Origin of the sequence: Kitasatospora gansuensis, from assembly GCF_014203705.1 — a bacterium.
Classification (GTDB): domain Bacteria; phylum Actinomycetota; class Actinomycetes; order Streptomycetales; family Streptomycetaceae; genus Kitasatospora; species Kitasatospora gansuensis.
Window position 1 is genome coordinate 7082023 of sequence record NZ_JACHJR010000001.1, and the last position, 21300, is coordinate 7103322.

A 21300-nucleotide genomic window follows, 5' to 3' on the forward strand; every position below is an offset into this window, starting at 1 on the left:
GCATGGCCGTCCCCCGCGACATGGGACGATGTTCCGCATGCCAGCATCGCCGACGCCGAGTGACCGGGACGGACGCTACTCCCGCCCGGACGCCTCGATGTCCCTGCTGACCAGCGTGATGGATCACGGACTGGACGAGGGCTACGCCGAGGCGGCCAAGGCCCGCGCGGGCGAGGGCCCGCGCCGGATGCCGACCGCGCTCAAGGGAAAGGCCGTGCTCGCGCTCGGCCTGGCGCTCGCCACCACGGTGGTGACGGTCGGTGCGGTCACCTCGCGCCAGGCGGCGCCGACCCTGGCCAAGGAGCGGGACGCCCTGGTGCAGCGGGTCAAGGACGCGAACGGCAACACCGACCACCTCCAGCAGCAGATCCAGGACCTGCGTGGCAAGGTCGACCGGGCGCAGAGCCAGGCGCTGCAGGCCGACGGCAACGACGCGCTGGCGCAGCTCGCTGGCCGGGCGGGCACCGCCGCGGTCAGCGGCCCGGGGGTGAAGCTGCTGCTGGAGGACGCGTCCGGTACGGGCGCGGGCGGCTCGGTCTCCAACCCCCGCGAGGCGGACGGCTTCTCGAACACCGGGCGGCTGAAGGACCGTGACATCCAACTGGTCGTCAACGGCCTGTGGCGGGCCGGGGCCGAGGCGGTCTCGGTGAACGGGCAGCGATTGACCGAGCTCTCCGCGATCCGGGCGGCCGGTGACGCGGTGCTGGTGGACAACCGGCCGCTGGTTCCGCCGTACACCGTGCTGGCGATCGGCAACGGCGCGAAGTTCGCCCAGACCTTCCAGGACGGCGAGGCGGGGCGCTATCTCAAGCTGATCCAGGACGGGTACGGCATCAAGTCGACCCTGACCGTCCAGAAGAAGCTGACCGTGCCGGGCGCGCTCGGCATCACGCTGCGGTACGCGCAGCCCGACACCTCAGGAGCAGCTACACCGTGATTGCCGTTCTGGGTCTCGTGATCGGCGTGGTCGTCGGTCTGATCGTCCAGCCCGAGGTGCCGGACGCCGTGGTGCCGTACCTGCCGATCGCGGTGGTGGCGGCGCTGGACGCGGTCTTCGGTGGTGTCCGGGCGATGCTGGACGGCATCTTCGACGACAAGGTGTTCGTGGTCTCGTTCCTCTCCAACGTGGTGGTGGCGGCGCTGATCGTCTACCTGGGCGACCAGCTGGGCGTCGGGTCGCAGCTGTCCACCGGCGTGGTGGTGGTGCTCGGCATCCGGATCTTCTCCAACGCGGCGGCCATTCGCCGGCACGTGTTCCGGGCCTGAGGAGGAACGATGGCGGCGGAAGAACAGCCGGAGCAGGAAGAACAGCCGGAGCAGGACGAAACAGCCAAGCCGGTGGAGCCCACCGGCAACCCGCGTCGTCGGCTGGCCGTGGCGCTCTGGCCGCCCCGGCTGTCCCGGGGGCAGGTCGTGGTGGCGACGCTGCTGATGGTGCTCGGCTTCGCGCTGGCGGTGCAGGTGCGGTCGACCAACGACCACAACCAGCTGCGCGGTGCGCGGCAGGAGGACTTGGTCCGGATCCTCGACGAACTGGACAGCCGTCAGCAGCGTCTCCTTCAGGAGAAGACGCAACTGGAACAGTCCCTGGCGCAGTTGGAGAACAGCTCCAACCAGGCCAAGGAGGCCCAGGAGCAGACCAGGAAGAAGGCGACGGAGCTCGGGGTGCTGGCCGGTACGGTCCGGGCCACCGGCCCGGGGATCGTACTGACGATCGACGATCCCCAACGGCAGGTGAAGGCGGATATGCTGCTGGACACCCTGCAGGAACTCCGAGCCGCGGGGGCGGAGGCGATTCAGATCAACGACGTGCGAGTGGTGGCGGGCACCTACTTCACCGACACGGACGCGGGCGTGCAGGTCGACGGCAAGAACGTGTCGGCGCCGTTCCGGTTCACGGTGGTGGGGAATCCGCAGGACCTGACACCCGCGCTGAACATCCCGGGCGGCGTGGTGCGCAGCCTGGAGAAGCAGCAGGCACGCGCCACCATCACCCAGGAGCAGAAGGTCGTCGTGGACGCCCTGGCCGCTCCGACGGTGCCTCAGTACGCCAAGCCGGCGGCGAAGTGACGGCCCGACCTCCGTACGGTCCGTCAGTTTCCGGCCGCCCCCGGTGCGATCGTTCGCTCCGGCGTCGGGGACACTGGGACGTACCGCTCGTCCGATCACGGCCGCCAGTCCGGCCGACCGCCTGTCCGAGCCTCACACCCTGCCCCGCGGGCGGGTCTGTCACACGCAAGGGGATTCGCCCGTGAGTCTGTTCTCGAAGCTGTTCGGCCGTTCCAACCGCCGCACCGCGGCGGTCGAGGAGCCGACCGCGCGACACCGCCGCGCGGACGAGTCCGCCGTGCCCGGCATGCGGCCCGCGCCCGACCAGGCGCAGTACGCCGAGCGTCCGCTGTACCGCGAGGGTGGCCAGGCGCCGGCGAATCCGGCGGGCTACGGCGCGTCGGCCGACGCTTCCGGCGCTCCGCGCATAGGTTTCCAGTCGGGACCCTCAACCTCTGGTGGAGGGTTCGCCCAGGAGAACCCCTATGCCGATCACACCCTGCCGGGTGTGCCGCACCAGGAGGCAGCGCAGATGGCCGGTGGTTTGACTCCGTGCCTCCGGTGCGGGAACCAGAACCCGGCCACGGCACGCTTCTGTTCGAACTGCGGCACGGCGCTGCGCGGCGGGCAGCTGCCCGAGGGCGCGGCCGAGACCACCTCGACCATCTCGATCTCCGGCCTGGAGTCGTACGACCCCAACACCACCACCGGCACGGGCACCACTCCGGCGCTGTCGGCCGAGGTGCTGTCGGCGATCGACGCGCTGCCGCCGGGCTCGGCCCTGCTGATCGTGCAGCGCGGCCCGAACTCGGGCAGCCGCTTCCTGCTGGACGCGGACGTGACCACGGCCGGGCGTCACCCCGAGGGTGACATCTTCCTGGACGACGTCACGGTCTCCCGTCGGCACGTGGAGTTCCGGCGCCGTCCGGGTGGCTTCTCGGTGGCCGATGTGGGCAGCCTGAACGGCACCTACGTCAACCGGGAGCGGATCGACGAGGTGCAGCTCAACAACGGCGACGAGGTGCAGATCGGCAAGTACCGGCTGGTCTTCTTCGCCAGCCACCAGCGGGGGTACTGAACCCAACGTCGGCAGGAGCCCGAGTGACCGCGCACACCCCCAGCACCGTCGAGCACTCGCCCGTCCCCGGCTCGCGCCGGGCGGGTGAGGTGCGGCGGCGTGGTGACGAACTGCTCAGCATCGGTGCGGTGCTGACGTTCCTCCGGGACGACTTCCCCGAGGTCACCATCTCGAAGATCCGCTTCCTGGAGGCGGAGGGCTTGGTGGAGCCGCAGCGGACCCCCTCGGGCTACCGCAAGTTCAGCTCCGCCGACCTGGACCGGCTGGCGTACGTGCTGCGGATGCAGCGGGACCACTACCTGCCGCTGCGGGTGATCCGGGAGCACCTGGACGCGATCGAGCGCGGTGAGGCGCCGCCGGCGCTGCCCGCGCCCGACAACCGGCCCGGGCCGCTGGAGGAGGCGGACCGCGAGCTGGTGGCCAATCCGGGCGGCGGGGTGCGGCTGGGCCGCTCCGAGCTGCTGGCGGCGGCCGAGGCCGGCGAGGCCGAGCTGGTCGAGTGGGAGTCGTACGGGCTGGTCTCGGCCGGTCCGGACGGCGGGTACGACGGCGAGGCGCTGCAGGTCGCCCGGTTGGTGGCGGAGCTGGGCCGGTTCGGCCTGGAGCCGCGGCACCTGCGGGCGATGAAGGCCGGGGCCGAGCGCGAGGTGGCCCTGATCGACCAGGTGGTGGCCCCGCTGCGGCGGCACCGCAACCCGCAGACCCGGGCCCACGCCGAGGCCACCGCGCGCGAGCTGGCGACCCTTTCGGTCCGCCTGCACGCGGCTATGGTGCAGGCTGGACTGCGTTCGCGGGCGTAGGGTCTGACCGGCTGCGCTTTCATATCCGAGGCAGGGGTCATAGGGTTGCGATGTGAATGAGCTCGACGTCGTGGGTGTCAGGGTGGAGATGCCTTCCAATCAGCCGATCGTGCTGCTTCGGGAGGTAGGGGGCGATCGGTACCTGCCGATCTGGATCGGTCCTGGTGAGGCGACGGCGATCGCCTTCGCCCAGCAGGGCATGACGCCGGTACGGCCGCTGACCCACGACCTGTTCAAGGACGTGCTGGAGGCGCTCGGCCAGCAGCTCACCGAGGTGCGGATCAGCGATCTGCGGGACGGGGTCTTCTACGCCGAGCTGGTCTTCTCCGGCGGGGTCGAGGTGAGTGCCCGGCCGTCCGATGCGATAGCGCTGGCGCTGCGCACCGGTACGCCGATCTTCGGGGCCGAGGAGGTGCTCGCCGAGGCGGGCATCGCGATCCCGGACGAGCAGGAGGACGAGGTGGAGAAGTTCCGCGAGTTCCTCGACCAGATCTCGCCGGAGGACTTCGGCGGCCAGCAGTAGTCGGGGGTGGCAGTAGTCCGCCACGCCGTCCGTTCGCAAATCCAGTTTTGCCAAAGGGCGTTCGCATACCCACACTAGGGGCACGAAAAACCACTCGGCCGGGTGACATTGTCACCGGAGCCCGGCGTGGCGATCGTTGACGGGTCCGGGGCGACTGCTTACCGTCAGGAGTGGCTCCGGTCGGTTACGCCTTCCGGGGGCCGAACGGGGCATCAGGACGAGCGGACGGAGGTAGGCATGAGCGGCATGGGCGACGAAGCAGCCGTCGGAGGCCAGTGCTCCGTGCACGTCCCGCGCTCCGCGCGCAGTGTGCTGGAGCGGACCCGCGAGGGTGTCGGGGCCGAGTCGGAGCTGCCGAGGGTCGGCCGCTTCCCGGCCGTGCAGGCGGGCCAGCCCGCGATCGAGCGGCTCCCGCCGACCTCGGCACTGGTCGGCTACCGGGGCCCGACGGCCTGTGCGGCGGCCGGCATCACCTACCGTCAGCTGGACTACTGGGCCCGGACGGGCCTGCTGGAGCCGAGCGTGCGGACGGCCTACCCGGCCAACTCGCAGCGGCTGTACAGCTTCCGCGACATCCTGCTGCTGAAGATCGTCAAGAAGCTGCTGGACACCGGGGTGTCGCTGCAGAACATCCGGGTGGCGGTCGGCCACCTGCGCGGCACCGAGGCCGAGGACCTGACCGGGCTGACCCTGATGTCCGATGGCGCCACCGTCTACGAGTGCACCTCGCCGCAGCAGGTGGTCGATCTGCTGAAGGGTGGTCAGGGTGTCTTCGGGATCGCGGTGGGCGCGGTCTGGCGGGAGCTGGAGACGGCGCTGAGCCGGCTGCACGCCGAGCGCACCGACACCGGTGAGACCCTGGTCGGCCAGGACCCGGCCGACGAGCTGGCCCAGCGGCGCAACCGCGCGGGCTGACCGCGCGTCGCTCTCCCCGGAAGAAGGATCAAGGGGAGGCACGATGCGTCGAGTGGTCCAGCGGCGGCTGTTCCAGGCCGCGGTGGCGGCGAGCGCGGTGGCACTGGCGCCGATGACCTGGCTGTGGCTCGGCGCGGGCGACCGGGTCGGCACGGTGGCACAGGCGCCCAGTGCCCCGGTGGCGGTGGTCTTCGGGGCCGGGCTGTTCGACGGCAAGCCCTCGCCCTACCTGGCGCACCGGCTGGACGCCGCGGTGACGCTCTATCAGGACCACCGGGTGCAGGCCGTCCTGGTGACCGGCGACAACAGCCGGACCGAGTACGACGAGACCGACGCGATGCACGACTACCTGGTCGAGCACGGGGTGCCCGCGGTGCGGGTGGTGGAGGACTACGCCGGCTTCGACACCTGGGACTCCTGCACCCGGGCGCAGAAGGTCTTCGGGGTGGAGCGGGCGGTGCTGATCAGTCAGACCTTCCACGTCCGCCGGGCGCTGGCGCTCTGTCAGGCGGCGGGCATCGACTCGTACGCGGTCGGGGTGGACGAACCCACGGACAGTACCTGGTACTACGGCGGCCTGCGGGAGATACCCGGTGCGGGCAAGGCGGCGCTGGACGCGCTGTTCGAGCCGGACCCGACCTTCCTCGGGGAGAAGGAGCACGGCCTCGGCCGGGCGCTGGCGGACGCCGCGCACTGAGGCGGCACCTGACACGCGGTACCTGACACAGCGGGACCGGATCACCCGGAAACTGTCGTACCCCTGCGGGATGATCGGCAGGTGCGGTCAGTGCCGAGCATCCTCCACCTCGACATGGACGCCTTCTTCGCGGCGGTGGAGCAGGCGGCCAAGCCGAGCCTGCGCGGGAAGCCGGTGATCGTCGGCGGGCTGGGCGGCCGGGGCGTGGTCTCCACCGCCTCGTACGAGGCCAGGAAGTTCGGCGTCCACTCGGCGATGCCGATGGCCCAGGCCCGGCGGCTCTGTCCGAACGCGGCCTTCCTGACCGGCCGGTTCGAGGCCTACCGGCAGGTCAGCGAGCTGGTGATGGGGCTGCTGCGGGAGCTCTCCCCGCTGGTCGAGCCGCTCAGCCTGGACGAGGCTTTCGTGGACTTGGAGGAGGGCCCGTACGGTCCGTCGCTGGCGGCGGCCGGGCCGGTGGCGGCGCCGGAGCTGATCGTGGCGATCGCGGCCGACCTGCGGGCGGACATCACCGAGCGGACGGGCCTGACCGCCTCGGTCGGTCTGGCCACCTCCAAGCTGATGGCGAAGATCGCCTCCGAGCAGGCCAAGCCGGACGGGCTGGTGCTGGTCGAGGCCGGGCAGGAGCGGGCGGTGCTGGCCACCATGCCGGTCCGGGCGCTGCCCGGGGTCGGCCCGGCCACCGAGCAGGTGCTGCGCCGGGTCGGCCTGGAGAAGGTGGCGGACCTGACGGCGGCGGGGGAGGCGGAGCTGGTCCAGCTGCTCGGGCGCTCGCACGGCCTCGGCGTGTTCCAGATGTCGACCGGTCAGGACGACCGCCCCGTGGTGCCGGACCGGGACGCCAAGTCGGTCTCGGTCGAGGACACCTTCGAGGTGGACCTGCTGGACCGGGGGCGGGTGCTGCAGGAGATCGACGTGCTGACGGCCCGTTGTGTCCGCCGCCTGCACGCCAGCGGCCGCTCGGGGCGGACGGTGGTGCTCAAGGTGCGGCGCTTCGACTTCTCCACCCTGACCCGCTCGGAGACGCTGCGGGCGCCCACCGACGACGAGACGGTGATCGCCGAGACGGCCCGGCGGCTGGCGCTGCAGGTGGACATCACCGGTGGCGTCCGACTGCTCGGGGTCGGGGTGTCGCAGCTGGCCGACTTCACCCAGGAGGACCTGTTCGCCCAGGCGGAGCAGGCCGAGCGGGCCGAACGGGCCGCCGCGCAGGAGGTGCTGGAGGAGGTCATGGCCGAGCCGGCGCCGGTGGTGGAGGAGATCCGGCACTGGCGCCCCGGCCAGGATGTGACGCACGCTCAGCTCGGCCCCGGGTGGGTGCAGGGCAGCGGGGTCGGCCGGGTCACGGTGCGGTTCGAGACCCCGCAGAGCGAGATCGGCCGGGTCCGCACCTTCGCGGTGGACGACCCGGAGCTGACGCCGTCCCGGCCGCAGCCGCTCCGGCCGGGGATGGTGCTCCCGGACGAGGAGGACGAGGACTGAGAAACGGGAGCGGCCCCCGCACCGTGTCCAGCGGTGCGGGGGCCGATCTTCCGGCCGGGCCCGGTGTGCGGTCGTGATGCCCTCACGTACCGCCGTGGGCCCGGCGGCCGCGCGACCCGTCCCTGAGCGCGCGGCCGGACGCCGTCAGGCGTCGGTCTTCACCAGCTCCGGGGCGGCGGCAGCAGCCTCGACCGGGGCGGGAGCGGTCTTGATCCGGCGGATCGCGAACGGCACCACGGCGGCCACCAGGCACATCACGCCGGCCACCCAGAAGGCGTGCTGGTAGGCGTCCAGGGTGGGCAGCGGGACCGGCAGGTTCGGGATCAGGTCACCGGTCAGGATGGCGCCCATCACGGCGGTGCCGATGGCGCCACCGACGGTGCGCAGCACGGCGTTCATGCCGTTGGCGATGCCGGACTGCTCGACCGGGACGGCGCCGTTGATGTAGGCCGGCATCGCGGCGTAGGCCAGGCCGACGCCGAGACCGAAGATGGCCGAGGAGAGGTAGATGTCACCCTCGGCGCCGTGCCGGAGCGCCAGGTAGACCATGCCGGTGGCGCCGAGCAGGCCGCCGAGCACCAGCGGCAGCCGGGGCCCGCGACGGGCGATCAGCAGCGCGCCGACCGGGGCGGCGACCATCGAGCCGATGGCGGAGGGCAGCAGCATCACACCGGCGTGCAGCACGCTGGCGGTGAAGCCGTAGTGCGCGATCTTCTCGGGGGTCTGGGCGAAGTTGCTGATCACCATGAACGAGCCGTACATGCCGAAGCCGATCAGCAGCCCGGAGAGGTTGGTGAAGGCGACGGCCGGACGGGCCATCATCTTCATGTCGACCAGCGGGTGGGCGACCTTGACCTCGATGATGCCCCAGATCAGCGCGACCACCGCGGCGACGGCGAACAGGCCGAGGGTGCGGGTGGAGGTCCAGCCCCAGGTGTTGCCCTGGCTGACCGCGACCAGCAGGGCGCAGAGCCAGCCGGCCAGGGTGAGCGCGCCGAGCGGGTCGGCGCCGCCGTTCTTGTCGGTCACCGGGTCGGTCGGGACCCGGAAGATCACCAGGACGACGGCCAGCAGGCCGAAGGCCAGGCCCATCCAGAAGATCGACTTGTAGTTCCAGTGCTCCAGCAGCAGGCCGGTGGCGACCAGGCCGAGGCCGCTGCCGACGCCCATCGAGGCGCTGATCAGCGCCACGCCGCCGGTGACCTTCTCCTTGGGGAGCTCGTCCCGGACGATGCTGATCGCCAGCGGGAGCACCCCGCCGCCCGCGCCCTGCAGGACGCGGGCGACCACCAGCCAGGTGAACGAGTGGGTGCCGACCGCCAGGGCGGACCCGGCGACCAGGCCGCCGAGCGAGACCAGCAGCATCGGCTTGCGGCCGCGCAGGTCGCCGAAGCGGCCGAGCAGCGGGGTCAGTACGGCGGCGGACAGCAGGTTCGCTGTCATCAGCCAGGTGATGTTCGAACCGGAGACGTCCAGTTCCTTGGCCAGGGAAGGCAGGATCGGGACGACCGCGGTCTGCACCACGCTGAACGCCAGCATCGCCAACACCAGGGCGGGGAGCACGCGCGCGCTGCTCGGCCTCACGGAATTTCCTCCAGTTCGGGCCACCCGTGCGAAGAGCTTCAGGTGGACGAAAGTAAACGAACTGAAGTAACGATGGCGGCAGATACTTCACTCTGTCAAATATTGCTTGGTGAAGCTTTGGCAAAGTGGCGGGGCGTCAGGACGGACGGAGCGGCTCCGGGCGCAGCTGGGTGCCGTTCGAGGACGCCGGAGCCGGTGTCGCGGCGGGTGCGGGGGCCGGGTTGGTGGTGTCGTCGTGGATCTCCACCTGCTCGCGGCGCAGCTCCTCGCGGATCACCGCCTCCTCGGTGAACCGCTCGACCACCAGGCGGACCCGCTCGACCGGTGCCAGGTACTTGCGCACCACCGGGCGCTCCTCCCGGAGCGTCACCTCCTCGACCGCCTCGGCGATCTCCTGCTCGCTGAGTGCGGCCCGCTCGGACTCGGTGACCGGCACCCGCTCCACCCGGACCCGCTCCTTCACCACCGGCACCTTCCGCTCGACCGCCTCGGAGGTGACGTACTTGCGCAGCTTCGCCGTCCCCAGCACGTGCCACTCGGTGGTGACGTCCAGCCGCTCCTCGCGGCAGGTGATCTCCACCGGCCCGGCCGGCGCGTTGCCGGGCACGGTCGGGTCGTCGGTGGCGGTGGTGGCCGGCGGCGCGACGGTGGTCGGCTGCGGCTTGGCGGCCGGGGCCGCGGGGGCGGCGGTGAAGGCCATCGGGGCGGCCGCCACGGTCGGGGCGGCGGGTGAAGCGTTCATGCTGGTTTCCTTGCTGAGGGTGCCGAAATCGAGGTCCTTGCCGGACCCCGAGCCATTGCCGACCGCGGCCGGGGGAACGGCACCGCCCGCGTCCAGGCCGTAGTAGCGGTAGAGCTGGAGCTCCTGGGCGGGGGAGAGGTGCTGGCCGACCCCGAAGTCGGGGGAGTCCTTGATCAGCGACTTGTCGTACGGCACCTTGAGCTCGTCCCCGGAGAACTCGCTGGTGGTGAGCGGGACGAAGGCGTCCCGGCCGAAGATCCCGGTGCGGACGGCGGCCCACTCGGGCTCGCCGGTCGCGTCGTCCAGGTAGACCTCGTCGACCGTGCCGATCTTGTCGCCGTTCCGGTCGACCGCCTTGTGGCCGATCAGGTCTCGCGGGTCGATGTCGGTCTGCACGCTGTCCTCCAGCAGGTACGAAAGCCCCGTTGACACACCGTCAGGGGACGGCCGAAGGAGCTGGACGGCCGCACTTCACACGAAAAGCCATCAAACGGGCGATCGCGAGCCGGACGCACCCGTCCGGGGCAGTGGGGTGACCCAGGGCACCCGTGATCAACCGGCGCTCCGCTGGTACCCTGGGCCCCGACTGCCGAGCCCGCTCGGGAGAGTCCCCGCACCGCTCACGTGGTGTCACGGGGACGCCGAAGGAGCAAACCCTCCCCGGAATCTCTCAGGCATCCGTACCGTGCGGGGTAGGTCACTCTGGAAAGCAGGGCAGGACCGACGGCGAGGGAGCCGACGGACCCCACCCTCACCGACGGTGCAAGCCGGCGTGCGACCCTCGGGCCGCCGCGTGCGGGCGAAGCTCTCAGGTATCGATGACAGAGGGGGAGGCCTGACGGGCTCGTTCGTCCCCGGCTCCGCTGTCCCACAGTGGTGTTGCCGTCCGGCGTGCGTGCCCCCGCCGGTCCGTGACCAGGAGGCCTCGACCCCATGAATGCCCAGCCGACCCTCACCGAGCTTGAGCAGTCAAGCCCCTTCGAGAACCGTCACATCGGCCCCGACGCCGCCGCCCAGGAGAAGATGCTGGCGCAGGTCGGGTACGGCTCGCTGGACGAGCTGTCCGACGCCGCCGTGCCGGACGCGATCAAGAGCCTGACCGCGCTCGGCCTCCCGGCCGGCCGCAGCGAGGCGCAGGTGCTCGCCGAGCTGCGCGAGCTGGCGGACCACAACCAGGTGCTCCAGCCGATGATCGGCCTGGGCTACTACGGCACCTTCACCCCGCCGGTGATCCTGCGCAACGTGCTGGAGAACCCGGCCTGGTACACCGCCTACACGCCGTACCAGCCGGAGATCTCGCAGGGCCGGCTGGAGGCCCTGATCAACTTCCAGACCGTGGTCGCCGACCTGACCGGCCTGGACACCTCCGGCTCCTCGCTGCTCGACGAGGGCACGGCCGCCGCCGAGGCGATGGCGCTGGCCCGCCGGGTCGGCAAGGTCAAGGGCGGGGTCTTCCTGGTCGACGCCGACACCCTGCCGCAGACCATCGCGGTGATCCAGACCCGGGCCGAGCCGACCGGGGTCGAGGTGGTCGTCGCCGACCTGTCCGAGGGCATCCCGGCCGAGGTGGCCGAGCGCGGCGTCTTCGGTGTGCTGCTCCAGTACCCCGGAGCCTCCGGCGCGGTCCGCGACCTGGCCCCGGTGATCGAGCAGGCGCACGGCCTGGGCGCGATCGTCGCGGTCGCCGCCGACCTGCTGGCGCTCACCCTGCTCAAGTCGCCGGGCTCGCTCGGCGCCGACATCGCCTGCGGCACCTCGCAGCGCTTCGGTGTCCCGATGGGCTTCGGCGGCCCGCACGCCGGCTACCTGGCGGTCCGCGCCGCGTACGCCCGCAGCCTGCCCGGCCGCCTGGTCGGTGTCTCGGTGGACGCCGACGGCAACCGCGCGTACCGGCTGGCGCTGCAGACCCGTGAGCAGCACATCCGCCGCGAGAAGGCCACCTCCAACATCTGCACCGCCCAGGTGCTGCTGGCCGTGATGGCCTCGATGTACGCGGTCTACCACGGCCCGGACGGCCTGGCCGACATCGCCCGCCGGACCCACCGCTACGCCGCCGCGCTGGCCGAGGGCCTGCGCGCGGGCGGCGTCGAGCTGACCACCGGTCAGTTCTTCGACACCGTCACCGCCAAGGTGCCGGGCCGGGCCGCCGCAGTGGTCGCCGCCGCCCGCGAGAACGGCGTGAACGTCTTCCAGGCGTCCGAGGACCTGGTCTCGATCTCCTGTGACGAGACCACCACCCGGGAGCACCTGGCCGCCGTCTGGGCCGCCTTCGGCGTCACCGCCGAGGTCGCCGAGGCCGCCGACGCGCTGCCCGCCGCCCTGCTGCGCGAGGACGAGTACCTGACCCACCCGGTCTTCCACAGCCACCGCTCGGAGACCGCGATGCTGCGCTACCTGCGCCGCCTCGCCGACCGGGACTACGCGCTGGACCGCGGCATGATCCCGCTGGGCTCCTGCACCATGAAGCTCAACGCGACCACCGAGATGGAGCCGGTGACCTGGCCCGAGTTCGGCCAGCTGCACCCGTTCGCCCCGGTGGACCAGGCCGCGGGCTTCCTGACCCTGATCCGGCAGCTGGAGCAGCAGCTGGTCGAGGTGACCGGCTACGACGCGGTCAGCATCCAGCCGAACGCCGGTTCGCAGGGCGAGCTGGCCGGTCTGCTGGCGGTCCGCGCCTACCACCGGGCCAACGGTGACACCCAGCGCGACGTCTGCCTGATCCCGGCCTCCGCGCACGGCACCAACGCGGCCTCCGCCGTGATGGCCGGCATGCGGGTGGTCGTGGTGAAGACCCTGACCGACGGTGACGTGGACGTCGAGGACCTCAAGGCCAAGATCGAGCAGCACCGCGACCAGCTCTCGGTGCTGATGGTCACCTACCCGTCCACCCACGGCGTGTTCGAGACCGAGATCACCACCATCTGCGCCCTCGTGCACGAGGCCGGCGGCCAGGTGTACGTGGACGGCGCCAACCTGAACGCCCTGGTCGGCCTGGCCAAGCCGGGCAAGTTCGGCGCGGACGTCTCGCACCTGAACCTGCACAAGACCTTCTGCATCCCGCACGGCGGCGGCGGCCCGGGCGTCGGCCCGGTCGCGGTGCGCTCGCACCTGGCGCCGTACCTGCCGAACCACCCGCTGCAGTCCGAGGCGGGCCCGGCCACCGGTGTCGGCCCGATCTCGGCCGCCCCGTGGGGCTCGGCCGCGATCCTGCCGATCTCCTGGGCGTACGTCCGGCTGATGGGCGGCGAGGGCCTCAAGCGCGCCACCCAGGTCGCGGTGCTGAACGCCAACTACATCGCCAAGCGGCTCGCCCCGCACTTCCCGGTGCTCTACACCGGCCCCGGCGGGCTGGTCGCGCACGAGTGCATCATCGACCTGCGTCCGCTCACCAAGGAGACGGGGGTGACCGTGGACGACATCGCCAAGCGCCTGATCGACTACGGCTTCCACGCCCCGACCATGTCCTTCCCGGTGGCCGGCACCCTGATGATCGAGCCGACCGAGTCCGAGGACCTGGGCGAGATCGACCGGTTCTGCGAGACCATGATCGAGATCCGCGCGGAGATCGAGAAGGTCGGCAACGGCGAGTGGGCGGCGGACGACAACCCGCTGCGCAACGCCCCGCACACCGCCGCCACGATGGCCGGTGAGTGGACCCACGGCTACTCGCGCCAGGAGGCCGTCTTCCCGGCCGGCGTGAACCCGGCGGACAAGTACTGGCCGCCGGTGAGCCGGATCGACGGCGCGTACGGCGACCGCAACCTGGTCTGCTCCTGCCCGCCGCTGGACGAGTACGGCTCCTGAGCCGTCGCCGGGGCCCCCGACAGCAGCCGCTGTCGGGGGCCTTGGTGTTTTGCTTTGTCAGGAGGCGATCGCCAGCGGGCGGCGCGGGGCCACCACCCGGCCGTCGGGCAGCAGCTCGCCGGTGTCGTCGAACAGCAGGACGCCGTTGCAGAGCAGGCTCCACCCCTGGTCGGGGTGGCAGGCGACGGTGACGGCCGCCTCGTGGTCGGTGGACTCCGCTGACGGACACTCAGGACGGTGCTGGCACATCTTCGTACCCTCGCTTCGCTGCTTACGACCCGGCCGACCTGGTCCGAGCAGCCCCTGGGTTGCCCCGCCCCGTCGATCCGATCCCCTGCCCGGCCCAGGTGTGAACCGGCGCTCCGACGGGTAGGACAGGTCGCCCCCCGCGTCGGTTCCCAGTGTCGTCATACCGAGGGCATCCCGCAGCGATTTCGTGACATGCGCCACAACTGGATCTCAGGGATCACCCGTTCAGATGGCACCGGGTGCCGGGCAGCACTGAACGGGCCATCGGCGACCGGCCCGTTCGGCACGGCGGCGATGGCCCGTTCGGGTGGTGCTCAGGCGCGGTCGAGGGCCAGTGGGCGGGCCAGCAGGGCGAGCAGCTCGCCGGCCGGGTAGACCCGGTGCGCGGTGATGCCGAGCGGTGCCGGGGCGAGCGGGATCAGCAGGTCGACCGAGGGGCCCGGCTCGGGATGGTGCAGCCAGAGCGCGGTGGCGTAGTGCCCCGGCATGGAGAGCAGCCGGGGCTGGTGCCTGGCCCGGGAGGCGAGGGCGAGCTGCCCGGCCTGGCGCAGCGCGCGCAGGGTGGAGTCCAGGTAGGGGCCGGCGGTGAAGTGCGAGAAGGTGTGGCCTTCCGCCGACTCCAGCACCTCGGCCGCGGCGGCGGTCTCGTTGCCGGATCGGATCAGGAACCGCCAGCCCGTTCGGCGGGCGGTGGCCAGCTCGGCACCGGGCTCGTCGAGCACGTGCACCGCGAGCGGGTGCGCGGGTAGCAGCCGCTCGGCGCCGCGCAGGGCGGCGGCCGAGGGCGGGCTGAGCGCGGCTTCGGAATCCAGTGCGCCGAGGACGGCGCGCAGGGCGCTCAACGGGGGCTGGGGCGTCTGCAAGGTCATGGCGGGTCGCCTCTCCGTGCTAGATCGGCGTGCGAATGCGGCATACCGGCGTGGCGCTGACGGAACCTGGCCGTGTCCGGTTGGGCATGATCGCGGCGTGGGTGCGGGCCCGTCGCGAGGGTTCGGGAGCGACGGGCGCCGGGCAGGAGCTGTGCGAATTCTACTCGAACAGGTGCACAGGGTGACCTTCTTATCACGTTCGGTGCGCGATGGCAAGCCGGGAATTCGCTGACGTGCCGTCAGCAACCTTGTTCGGCCGCTCTGTTCGGGCCTGCGGTAGGGATCTTCCGGCGGGGCATGATGCAGGGACGGTCGACCTAGGTGAAGGGGCACCCATGGGCGAGAAGGTCGTGGCGACGCGCGCGGAACTGTCCGATCGGCAGCTGTACCGCCGGAAGCTCCAGTCCTGCCTGGACGCGCTGGAGCGGATGCTGCGCGAGGGGCGTTTCGACCGGCCGAAGGCCATGGTCGGCCTGGAGATCGAGCTCAACCTGGCCGACGACCTCGGCCGCCCGGTGATGCGCAACGAGCAGGTGCTGGCCTCGATCGCCTCCGGTGACTTCCAGACCGAGCTGGGCCAGTTCAACATCGAGCTGAACATCGCCGCCCGCCGGCTCACCGGCCACGTGCTGGACGAGCTGCGCGAGGAGATCGACACCGGGCTGCGCTACGCCGACCGGAAGGCCGAGGAGGTGGGCGCCCGGATCGCGATGGTGGGCATCCTGCCGACCCTGGACCTGGACCACACCGGCCTGGACGCGATGTCCCACAACGACCGGTACACCCTGCTGAGCGACCAGATACTGGCCGCCCGCGGCGAGGACATCGCGCTGGACATCGAGGGTGTGGAGCGGCTCCAGGTGGAGTCGGTCACGATGGTCGCCGAGGCCGCCGCCACCTCGCTGCAGCTGCACCTGCAGGTCACCCCGGAGCGCTTCGCCCCGGTCTGGAACGCGGCGCAGGCGATCGCCTCGGTGCAGCTGGCCCTGGGCGCCAACTCGCCGTTCCTGTTCGGCCGCGAGCTCTGGCGGGAGACCAGGCCGGTGCTGTTCCAGCAGGCCTGCGACACCCGTTCGGCGGAGCTCAAGGCACAGGGCGTGCGCCCGATCACCTGGTTCGGCGAGCGCTGGGTGGACTCCGCGCTCGACCTCTTCGCGGAGAACCAGCGCTACTTCCCGCCGCTGCTGCCGATCTGCGACGACGAGGACCCGGCCAAGGTGCTGGCCTCCGGCGGCGTCCCGAAACTGGCCGAGATGCGCCTGCACAACGGCACCATCTACCGCTGGAACCGCCCGGTGTACGACGTCGCCGACGGCGTCCCGCACCTGCGGGTGGAGAACCGCTGCCTGCCCGCCGGGCCGACCGTGGTGGACACCCTGGCCAACGCCGCCTTCTACTACGGCCTGGTCCGGGTACTGGCCGAACAGCCCCGGCCGATCTGGACCAGGATGCCGTTCGCCCAGGCGGACGAGAACTTCCACACCGCCGCCCGGTACGGCATCGATGCGGTGCTGCAGTGGCCGAAGTCCGGCCGGGGTGCCCGGGGCTCCGTCCCGGTGGCGGCCACCGAACTGGTGCTGAACGAGCTGCTGCCGATGGCCAGGCAGGGTCTGGACGAGTGGGGCATCGAGCCGGGTGACCGGGACCGCTACCTCGGCATCATCGAGCAGCGCTGCCTGCGCCGCACCAACGGCGCCGCCTGGCAGGCGGCCACGGTGCACCTGCTGCGCGAGCGGTACGGGATGGACCGCTCCTCGGCGATCGCCGCGATGACCCGGCGCTACCTGGAGCACATGCGCGGCGGCGAGCCCGTGCACACCTGGCCGGTGGGGTGAACGGACCGTCAGGTTGTTCAGACAACTTGGCCATCGCCTCGTCATGTGATCACCGGGATGCGTACACCTCGGGCCCTTAGACATGGGTGGTCCGGGCCGAACCCCAGGCCCGGTGCCGTGAACGAGGAGCACCCCGATGAGTCCCGAAGTCTCGCGCCGCACCCTGCTCGGCGGAGTCGCCGCGGCCGCCGTGCTGTCCGCCCTGCCGCTCAGCGTCCGGGAGGCGCTGGCCGCCCCCGGGAAGCCGGGCCGGCTGACGGACATTCAGCACGTGGTGGTGCTGATGCAGGAGAACCGCGCGTTCGACCACTACTTCGGCACCCTGCCCGGTGTGCGCGGCTTCGGTGACCGCGCCGCCGTGCGCGGGGTGAACGGGCGCTCGGTGTTCCACCAGCCGGACCCGTCCCGCAAGGAGGGCCACCTGCTGCCGTTCCCGATGAACGCCGCGCACACCAGCGCGTACCGGCAGGGCGCCCCGGCCTTCGGCTTCGTCGACTCGATGAAGGTCTGGAACGACGGCCTGGCCGACGGCGCGGTCTCCCGCCGCTCCGGCGGCTGGCTCGGGCAGGGCTACTACGAGCCCGCCGACATGCCGTTCTACAACGCGATCGCCTCGGCCTTCACCACCTGCGACGCGTACCACGCCTCGGTGCAGTGCAACACCAACACCAACCGCGACCACTTCATGACCGGCACCAGCGGCGGCACCGTCCGGGACCTCCCGGTGACCGACAACAGCTACGTCCCCGGCGGGTACGAGTGGACCACCTACGCCGAGCGGCTGGAGCGGGCCGGGATCAGCTGGAAGACCTACCAGGCGCTGGACAACTACGACGACAACGCGCTCGCCTGGTTCGCCCCCTTCCAGCAGGCCAAGCCCGGTGAGCCGCTGTACGAGCGCGGCATGCGGATGGCCGGCGACCCGGCCAAGGAGAAGGACCCGTTCGCGATGGGCGACGCGCTGGTCGAGGCGTTCACCGCCGACGTGCGGGCCGACCGGCTGCCGCAGGTCTCCTGGCTGGTCGCCCCGGCCGCGCTCTCCGAGCACGCCGACTACGCGCCGCCGAACGGCGAGCACCTGACCGCCCGGCTGCTCTCCGCGCTGGCCGCCGAGCCCGAGGTGTGGGCCAAGACCGTCTTCATCCTGAACTACGACGAGCACGGCGGCTTCTTCGACCACCTGCTGCCCCCGGTGCCGCCGCTGGCCGTCGGGCGCGGCAAGTCCACCGTCCCGGTGGACGGCGAGGTGGTGGTCCGGGTGAGCAAGGGCAGCTCGACCTACCACCGGGTGGTCGGCCAGGACGGCCGGTACCGGGTGAAGGCCGCCGACGGCTCGCTCACCTGGTCCGACACCCTGCCCGCCGGGGAGAGCGTGGTCTCGGGCCCGTACCCGATGGGCCTGGGCGTGCGAGTGCCGATGGTGGTGGTCTCGCCGTGGACCCGGGGCGGCGTGGTGGACTCCACCGTCTACGACCACACCTCGGTGATCCGCTTCCTGGAGCAGCGCTTCGGGGTGGCCGAGCCCAACATCAGCCCCTGGCGGCGCGCCGTCACCGGTGACCTGACCTCGGTCTTCGACTTCTCCGGCCGCGACCCGGTCTGGCCGCAGCTGCCCGACACCAGCGGCAACCGCCAGAAGGTCACCGACACCGGCAAACTGCCCGCCCCGACCGTGCCCAGCCCGCAGGTGCTGCCCCGTCAGCAGACCGGGACCAGGACGGCCCGGCCGAACCCGTACAACCTGAAGCTGAAGCCGAGGGTGAGGGACGGTCAGCTGACGCTGGATCTGGCCAACCACGGCAAGCAGGGCGCGGTGTTCGCCGCCTACCCGGCGCCCGGCACGCCGCCCCGGCACTACACGCTGGCGGCCAAGGACCGGCTCTCCGACAGCTGGGCGATCGGCCCGGAGGGCTACGACCTGCGGGTGCACGGTCCGAACGGCGCGCTCTGGCACCTGCGCGGCGACGCGGCCGGGGCGTACGAGGCGGAGCTGTTCGAGGAGTCCGGCGCCGAGCGGGTGCTGGAGTTCCACCTGATCAACCGTTCGAGGAGCCCGCAGGTCTTCCTGATCGGCGACCTGGCCTACGGCGGCGGGGTGCAGGAGGTCCGGATCACCGGCCAGGACACCCGGCCGGTGCGGGTCAGGGTCAACCGCGAGGGCTGGTACGACCTGGCGGTCTCGGTGCAGGGCGACCTGACGTTCCGTCGGCGCTACGCCGGGCGGATGCCCGGGCAGGAGCAGGGCGTGACCGACCCGGCGATGGGGCTGGCCGACGCGCTCACCCTGGACGTGGCGCTCGGCGCCGCCTCCGCCACCATCGACGAGGCGATCCTGGTCCCGGGCCGGGCCGCCCGGGTGACCGCGCGGTTCACCGCCGGCGCCGCGCTGGCGGGCATCGAGACCCGGCCGGTGCTGCCGCCGGGCTGGACCGCCACCGTGGTCACCGCACCGCCGGCCGCCCTGGCCGCGGGCGCCACCGCGACCGCCGAGTGGGAGGTGCGGCCGCCCGCCGTGCTGCCGGTCGGTGCCACCCACCGCATCCTGGTCACCGCCCGGGCCCGGGCCGGGGAGCGTTTCGTGCTGGCCGACGGCGAACTGACCGCCCGGACCGCCCCGGTGATGGCCGGTCACCTGCTCGGCGAGGACTTCGAGTCGCTGGCCCCGCTGCTCCAGCCGGTCGGCACCGTCTCCGGCTGGACCGCCCAGGCGCCGCAGGGGTGGTCGGTGGTCAACGCGCCCGGCATGCCGCAGGGCACCGCCCGGCTGCAGGGCTGGACCTTCCACACCAAGCGCGCCTGGTCCACCCCGGCCGGGCAGGACCGGGGCGCCTTCACCCGGGGCCTGGGCGTTCTGGCGGTGGCCGACCCGGACGACTGGGACGACACCGGCGCGCCCTCGGCCAAGGGGAAGTTCGACTCCACCCTGGTCTCGCCCGCCGTGCCGATCCCGGCCGGGGTCGGCACGCTGTACCTGGGCTTCGACTCGCACTACCGGCAGGAGGCGCCGCAGAAGGCGGCCGTCACGGCGGTCTTCGACACCGGCCAGGAGGTCCGGCTGGTCTTCTGGAGCTCGGACGCGACGGGTAACGACAACGCGGGCAAGGACGTCCAGAACAGCTTCGTGACCCGGCAGTTCGCCGTCCCGGCGGGCGCGTCCGCGGTGACGCTGAAGTTCCGGATGTACGACGCGGGCAACAACTGGTTCTGGGCGGTCGACCACGTCCGGCTGGACAGCTCGCCGATCAAGGGCTGACCGGCTCTCAGAACGGTGTGCGAGGATGATCGGCCCGGCGGGCCGCCGGGCCGATCAGCCTTGTGGGAGACCAGGTGACCACCGTTTCGACCCCGCCCGGGACCGCCGGGATCTCACGGAAGCTGCTCGGGATCGAGCTGCTGGTGGTGCTCGGGCTCTCGTTCGGGATGAGCGGTCTCGGCGCGCTGATCAGCTTCCTGGGCTCGGTTACCGAGCCCGCGCAGCTGGCCAAGCAGGTGGCCACCCTGAACGGCTCGCGCGCCCCCGGCCGGCCCTGGCTGGACCTGGCCTGGCAGCTCTACTACATCGTGCGCGGCCTGATGCCGGTGGCCCTGGTCGGCTACCTGCTGGTGCGCGAGGGCGCCTCGCTGCGGATGCTCGGCTTCGACCTCCGGCAGAAGTGGCGCGACCTGGGCCGGGGCACCGCGGTGGCGGCCGCGATCGGCGGCACCGGCCTGCTGTTCTACCTGGCCTCGCAGGCGGCCGGCGTCAACCTGACCGTCGCCCCGTCCGGCCTCCCGGACGTCTGGTGGCGGGTGCCGGTGCTGATCTGCTCGGCCTGGGAGAACTCGATCGCCGAGGAGGTGATCGTGCTCGGCTTCCTGCTCCGCCGGCTCGGGCAGCTGGGCTGGAGCTGGCCCGCGATCGTGGTCACCAGCGCGGTGCTGCGCGGCTCGTACCACCTCTACCAGGGCATCGGCGGTCTGGTCGGCAACATGGTGATGGGCGTGGTGTTCTGCCTGCTGTACCGCCGCTGGGGCCGGGTGATGCCGCTGGTGGTGGCGCACGCCCTGATCGACACGGTGGCCTTCGTGGGGTACGCCCTGCTGGCGGGTCACGTCTCCTGGCTGCCGACCGGCTGACGGGCCCTCAGGCGCAGTGCTGACCCAGCCGCCCGGCGCCGGGCGGCCGTTGCAGCAGCCGGTCGACGTGGTGGCGCTGCAGGCCCTGGCCCGGGTCGACCGGCAGCAGCAGCCGGTCCCGGCGCAGCAGCGAGCGGCGCAGCAGGCTGCCCGGGATCACGTCGTCCACCCAGGCGAACGGGCGGCCGTCGGCGTACCGGAGCAGCGGGGCCCACTTGTGCGCGGCGATCAGGTCGAGCACCGGGATCTTCGGGTCGTCCGGCTGCGGCACGTACCCGGAGAACCGGACCACCGGCAGCCGGGGCAGGCCGAGCACCGGGGCGATGTGGATGTTGGCGTGGTCCTCCCAGGTGGTGGCCCAGCAGAGCTCGTACGTCTCCGCCAGCTCGCGCAGCCAGGCGGCGTGCCGGGCCGAGAGCAGCACGGCGTAGCCGAGCAGGGTGTGCGTGTCGAAGTCCGCGTCGGGGTGCGGACAGACCGGGTTGAGGACTCCGTCGACGTCCAGGAACAGCAGCGGCTTTGGCACTTGGCTCCCCTCCAAGATGACACCGTTGTCA

At 71.9% G+C, this 21300-nt stretch carries 18 protein-coding genes and 2 riboswitches; of the genes, 13 read left to right on the top strand and 5 right to left on the bottom strand.

What is annotated here, in order from left to right; genetic code table 11:
* Nucleotides 1–37 precede the first annotated feature (37 nt).
* From F4556_RS31915 to F4556_RS31955, 9 genes are all read left to right on the top strand, one after another.
* Complete coding sequence (locus F4556_RS31915) at nucleotides 38–937, top strand: DUF881 domain-containing protein (RefSeq protein ID WP_246511147.1); 900 nt, start codon at nucleotides 38–40, stop codon at nucleotides 935–937.
* On the top strand, nucleotides 934–1266 hold the full coding sequence (locus tag F4556_RS31920; RefSeq protein WP_057236160.1) for a small basic family protein: 333 nt from the start codon (nucleotides 934–936) through the stop codon (nucleotides 1264–1266). The genes F4556_RS31915 and F4556_RS31920 overlap by 4 nt, the downstream gene beginning before the upstream one ends.
* Nucleotides 1267–1275: 9 nt before the next feature.
* The gene (locus F4556_RS31925) at nucleotides 1276–2070 is read left to right on the top strand and encodes a DUF881 domain-containing protein (RefSeq protein ID WP_184922372.1); all 795 of its coding nucleotides are present in this window, start codon (nucleotides 1276–1278) and stop codon (nucleotides 2068–2070) included.
* Nucleotides 2071–2251: 181 nt separating this feature from the next.
* Nucleotides 2252–3127: a zinc-ribbon and FHA domain-containing protein gene (locus F4556_RS31930; RefSeq protein WP_376775760.1), complete on the top strand. Its 876-nt coding sequence runs from the start codon at nucleotides 2252–2254 to the stop codon at nucleotides 3125–3127.
* 89 nt (nucleotides 3128–3216) lie between these two features.
* Nucleotides 3217–3927, top strand: coding sequence for a transcriptional regulator FtsR (gene ftsR / locus F4556_RS31935; RefSeq protein ID WP_184925518.1), 711 nt, complete (start codon nucleotides 3217–3219; stop codon nucleotides 3925–3927).
* A 52-nt stretch (nucleotides 3928–3979) separates the two neighbouring features.
* The gene (locus tag F4556_RS31940) at nucleotides 3980–4450 is read left to right on the top strand and encodes a bifunctional nuclease family protein (protein WP_184922375.1); all 471 of its coding nucleotides are present in this window, start codon (nucleotides 3980–3982) and stop codon (nucleotides 4448–4450) included.
* Nucleotides 4451–4687: 237 nt separating this feature from the next.
* A complete protein-coding gene (locus tag F4556_RS31945) occupies nucleotides 4688–5365 on the top strand; it encodes a MerR family transcriptional regulator (protein ID WP_184922377.1) in 678 nt (225 codons plus the stop codon).
* Between the two features lie 43 nt (nucleotides 5366–5408).
* Nucleotides 5409–6062, top strand: coding sequence for a SanA/YdcF family protein (locus tag F4556_RS31950; RefSeq protein ID WP_184922378.1), 654 nt, complete (start codon nucleotides 5409–5411; stop codon nucleotides 6060–6062).
* Nucleotides 6063–6143: 81 nt separating this feature from the next.
* Nucleotides 6144–7544: a DNA polymerase IV gene (locus F4556_RS31955; RefSeq protein ID WP_184922380.1), complete on the top strand. Its 1401-nt coding sequence runs from the start codon at nucleotides 6144–6146 to the stop codon at nucleotides 7542–7544.
* Between the two features lie 144 nt (nucleotides 7545–7688).
* Here F4556_RS31955 and F4556_RS31960 read toward each other — a convergent pair whose 3' ends face one another.
* Together F4556_RS31960 and F4556_RS31965 are read right to left on the bottom strand one after the other, a co-directional pair.
* Nucleotides 7689–9128: an MFS transporter gene (locus F4556_RS31960; protein ID WP_313068928.1), complete on the bottom strand. Its 1440-nt coding sequence runs from the start codon at nucleotides 9126–9128 to the stop codon at nucleotides 7689–7691.
* Between the two features lie 136 nt (nucleotides 9129–9264).
* Nucleotides 9265–10302, bottom strand: coding sequence for a DUF2382 domain-containing protein (locus F4556_RS31965; RefSeq protein ID WP_184922382.1), 1038 nt, complete (start codon nucleotides 10300–10302; stop codon nucleotides 9265–9267).
* A gap of 158 nt (nucleotides 10303–10460) precedes the next feature.
* Nucleotides 10461–10566, top strand: a riboswitch (glycine riboswitch).
* Between the two features lies 1 nt (nucleotide 10567).
* A riboswitch (glycine riboswitch) is annotated at nucleotides 10568–10702 on the top strand.
* 101 nt (nucleotides 10703–10803) lie between these two features.
* Between F4556_RS31965 and gcvP the strand changes: the two genes are divergently transcribed.
* A complete protein-coding gene (gcvP, locus tag F4556_RS31970; RefSeq protein ID WP_184922384.1) occupies nucleotides 10804–13674 on the top strand; it encodes an aminomethyl-transferring glycine dehydrogenase in 2871 nt (956 codons plus the stop codon).
* A gap of 57 nt (nucleotides 13675–13731) precedes the next feature.
* Here the strand turns inward: gcvP and F4556_RS31975 are convergent, their stop codons facing one another.
* Nucleotides 13732–13923, bottom strand: coding sequence for a DUF5999 family protein (locus F4556_RS31975; RefSeq protein ID WP_184922386.1), 192 nt, complete (start codon nucleotides 13921–13923; stop codon nucleotides 13732–13734).
* Between the two features lie 314 nt (nucleotides 13924–14237).
* Entirely contained in the window at nucleotides 14238–14792 is a 555-nt protein-coding gene (locus F4556_RS31980; protein WP_184922388.1) for a hypothetical protein, read from the bottom strand.
* 335 nt (nucleotides 14793–15127) lie between these two features.
* Between F4556_RS31980 and F4556_RS31985 the strand changes: the two genes are divergently transcribed.
* The 3 genes from F4556_RS31985 to F4556_RS31995 all read left to right on the top strand — a co-directional run bounded on the left by F4556_RS31985 (nucleotide 15128) and on the right by F4556_RS31995 (nucleotide 20743).
* Nucleotides 15128–16627: a glutamate-cysteine ligase family protein gene (locus F4556_RS31985; protein ID WP_184922390.1), complete on the top strand. Its 1500-nt coding sequence runs from the start codon at nucleotides 15128–15130 to the stop codon at nucleotides 16625–16627.
* Between the two features lie 136 nt (nucleotides 16628–16763).
* Nucleotides 16764–19880, top strand: coding sequence for a phosphocholine-specific phospholipase C (locus tag F4556_RS31990; RefSeq protein ID WP_184922392.1), 3117 nt, complete (start codon nucleotides 16764–16766; stop codon nucleotides 19878–19880).
* Nucleotides 19881–19954: 74 nt separating this feature from the next.
* Complete coding sequence (locus tag F4556_RS31995) at nucleotides 19955–20743, top strand: CPBP family intramembrane glutamic endopeptidase (RefSeq protein ID WP_313068929.1); 789 nt, start codon at nucleotides 19955–19957, stop codon at nucleotides 20741–20743.
* 7 nt (nucleotides 20744–20750) lie between these two features.
* Here the strand turns inward: F4556_RS31995 and F4556_RS32000 are convergent, their stop codons facing one another.
* Nucleotides 20751–21269 carry an HAD domain-containing protein gene (locus F4556_RS32000; RefSeq protein ID WP_184922394.1) on the bottom strand — a complete coding sequence of 173 codons (519 nt, stop codon included), beginning with the start codon at nucleotides 21267–21269 and terminating at the stop codon, nucleotides 20751–20753.
* Between the last annotated feature and the right edge of the window lie 31 nt (nucleotides 21270–21300).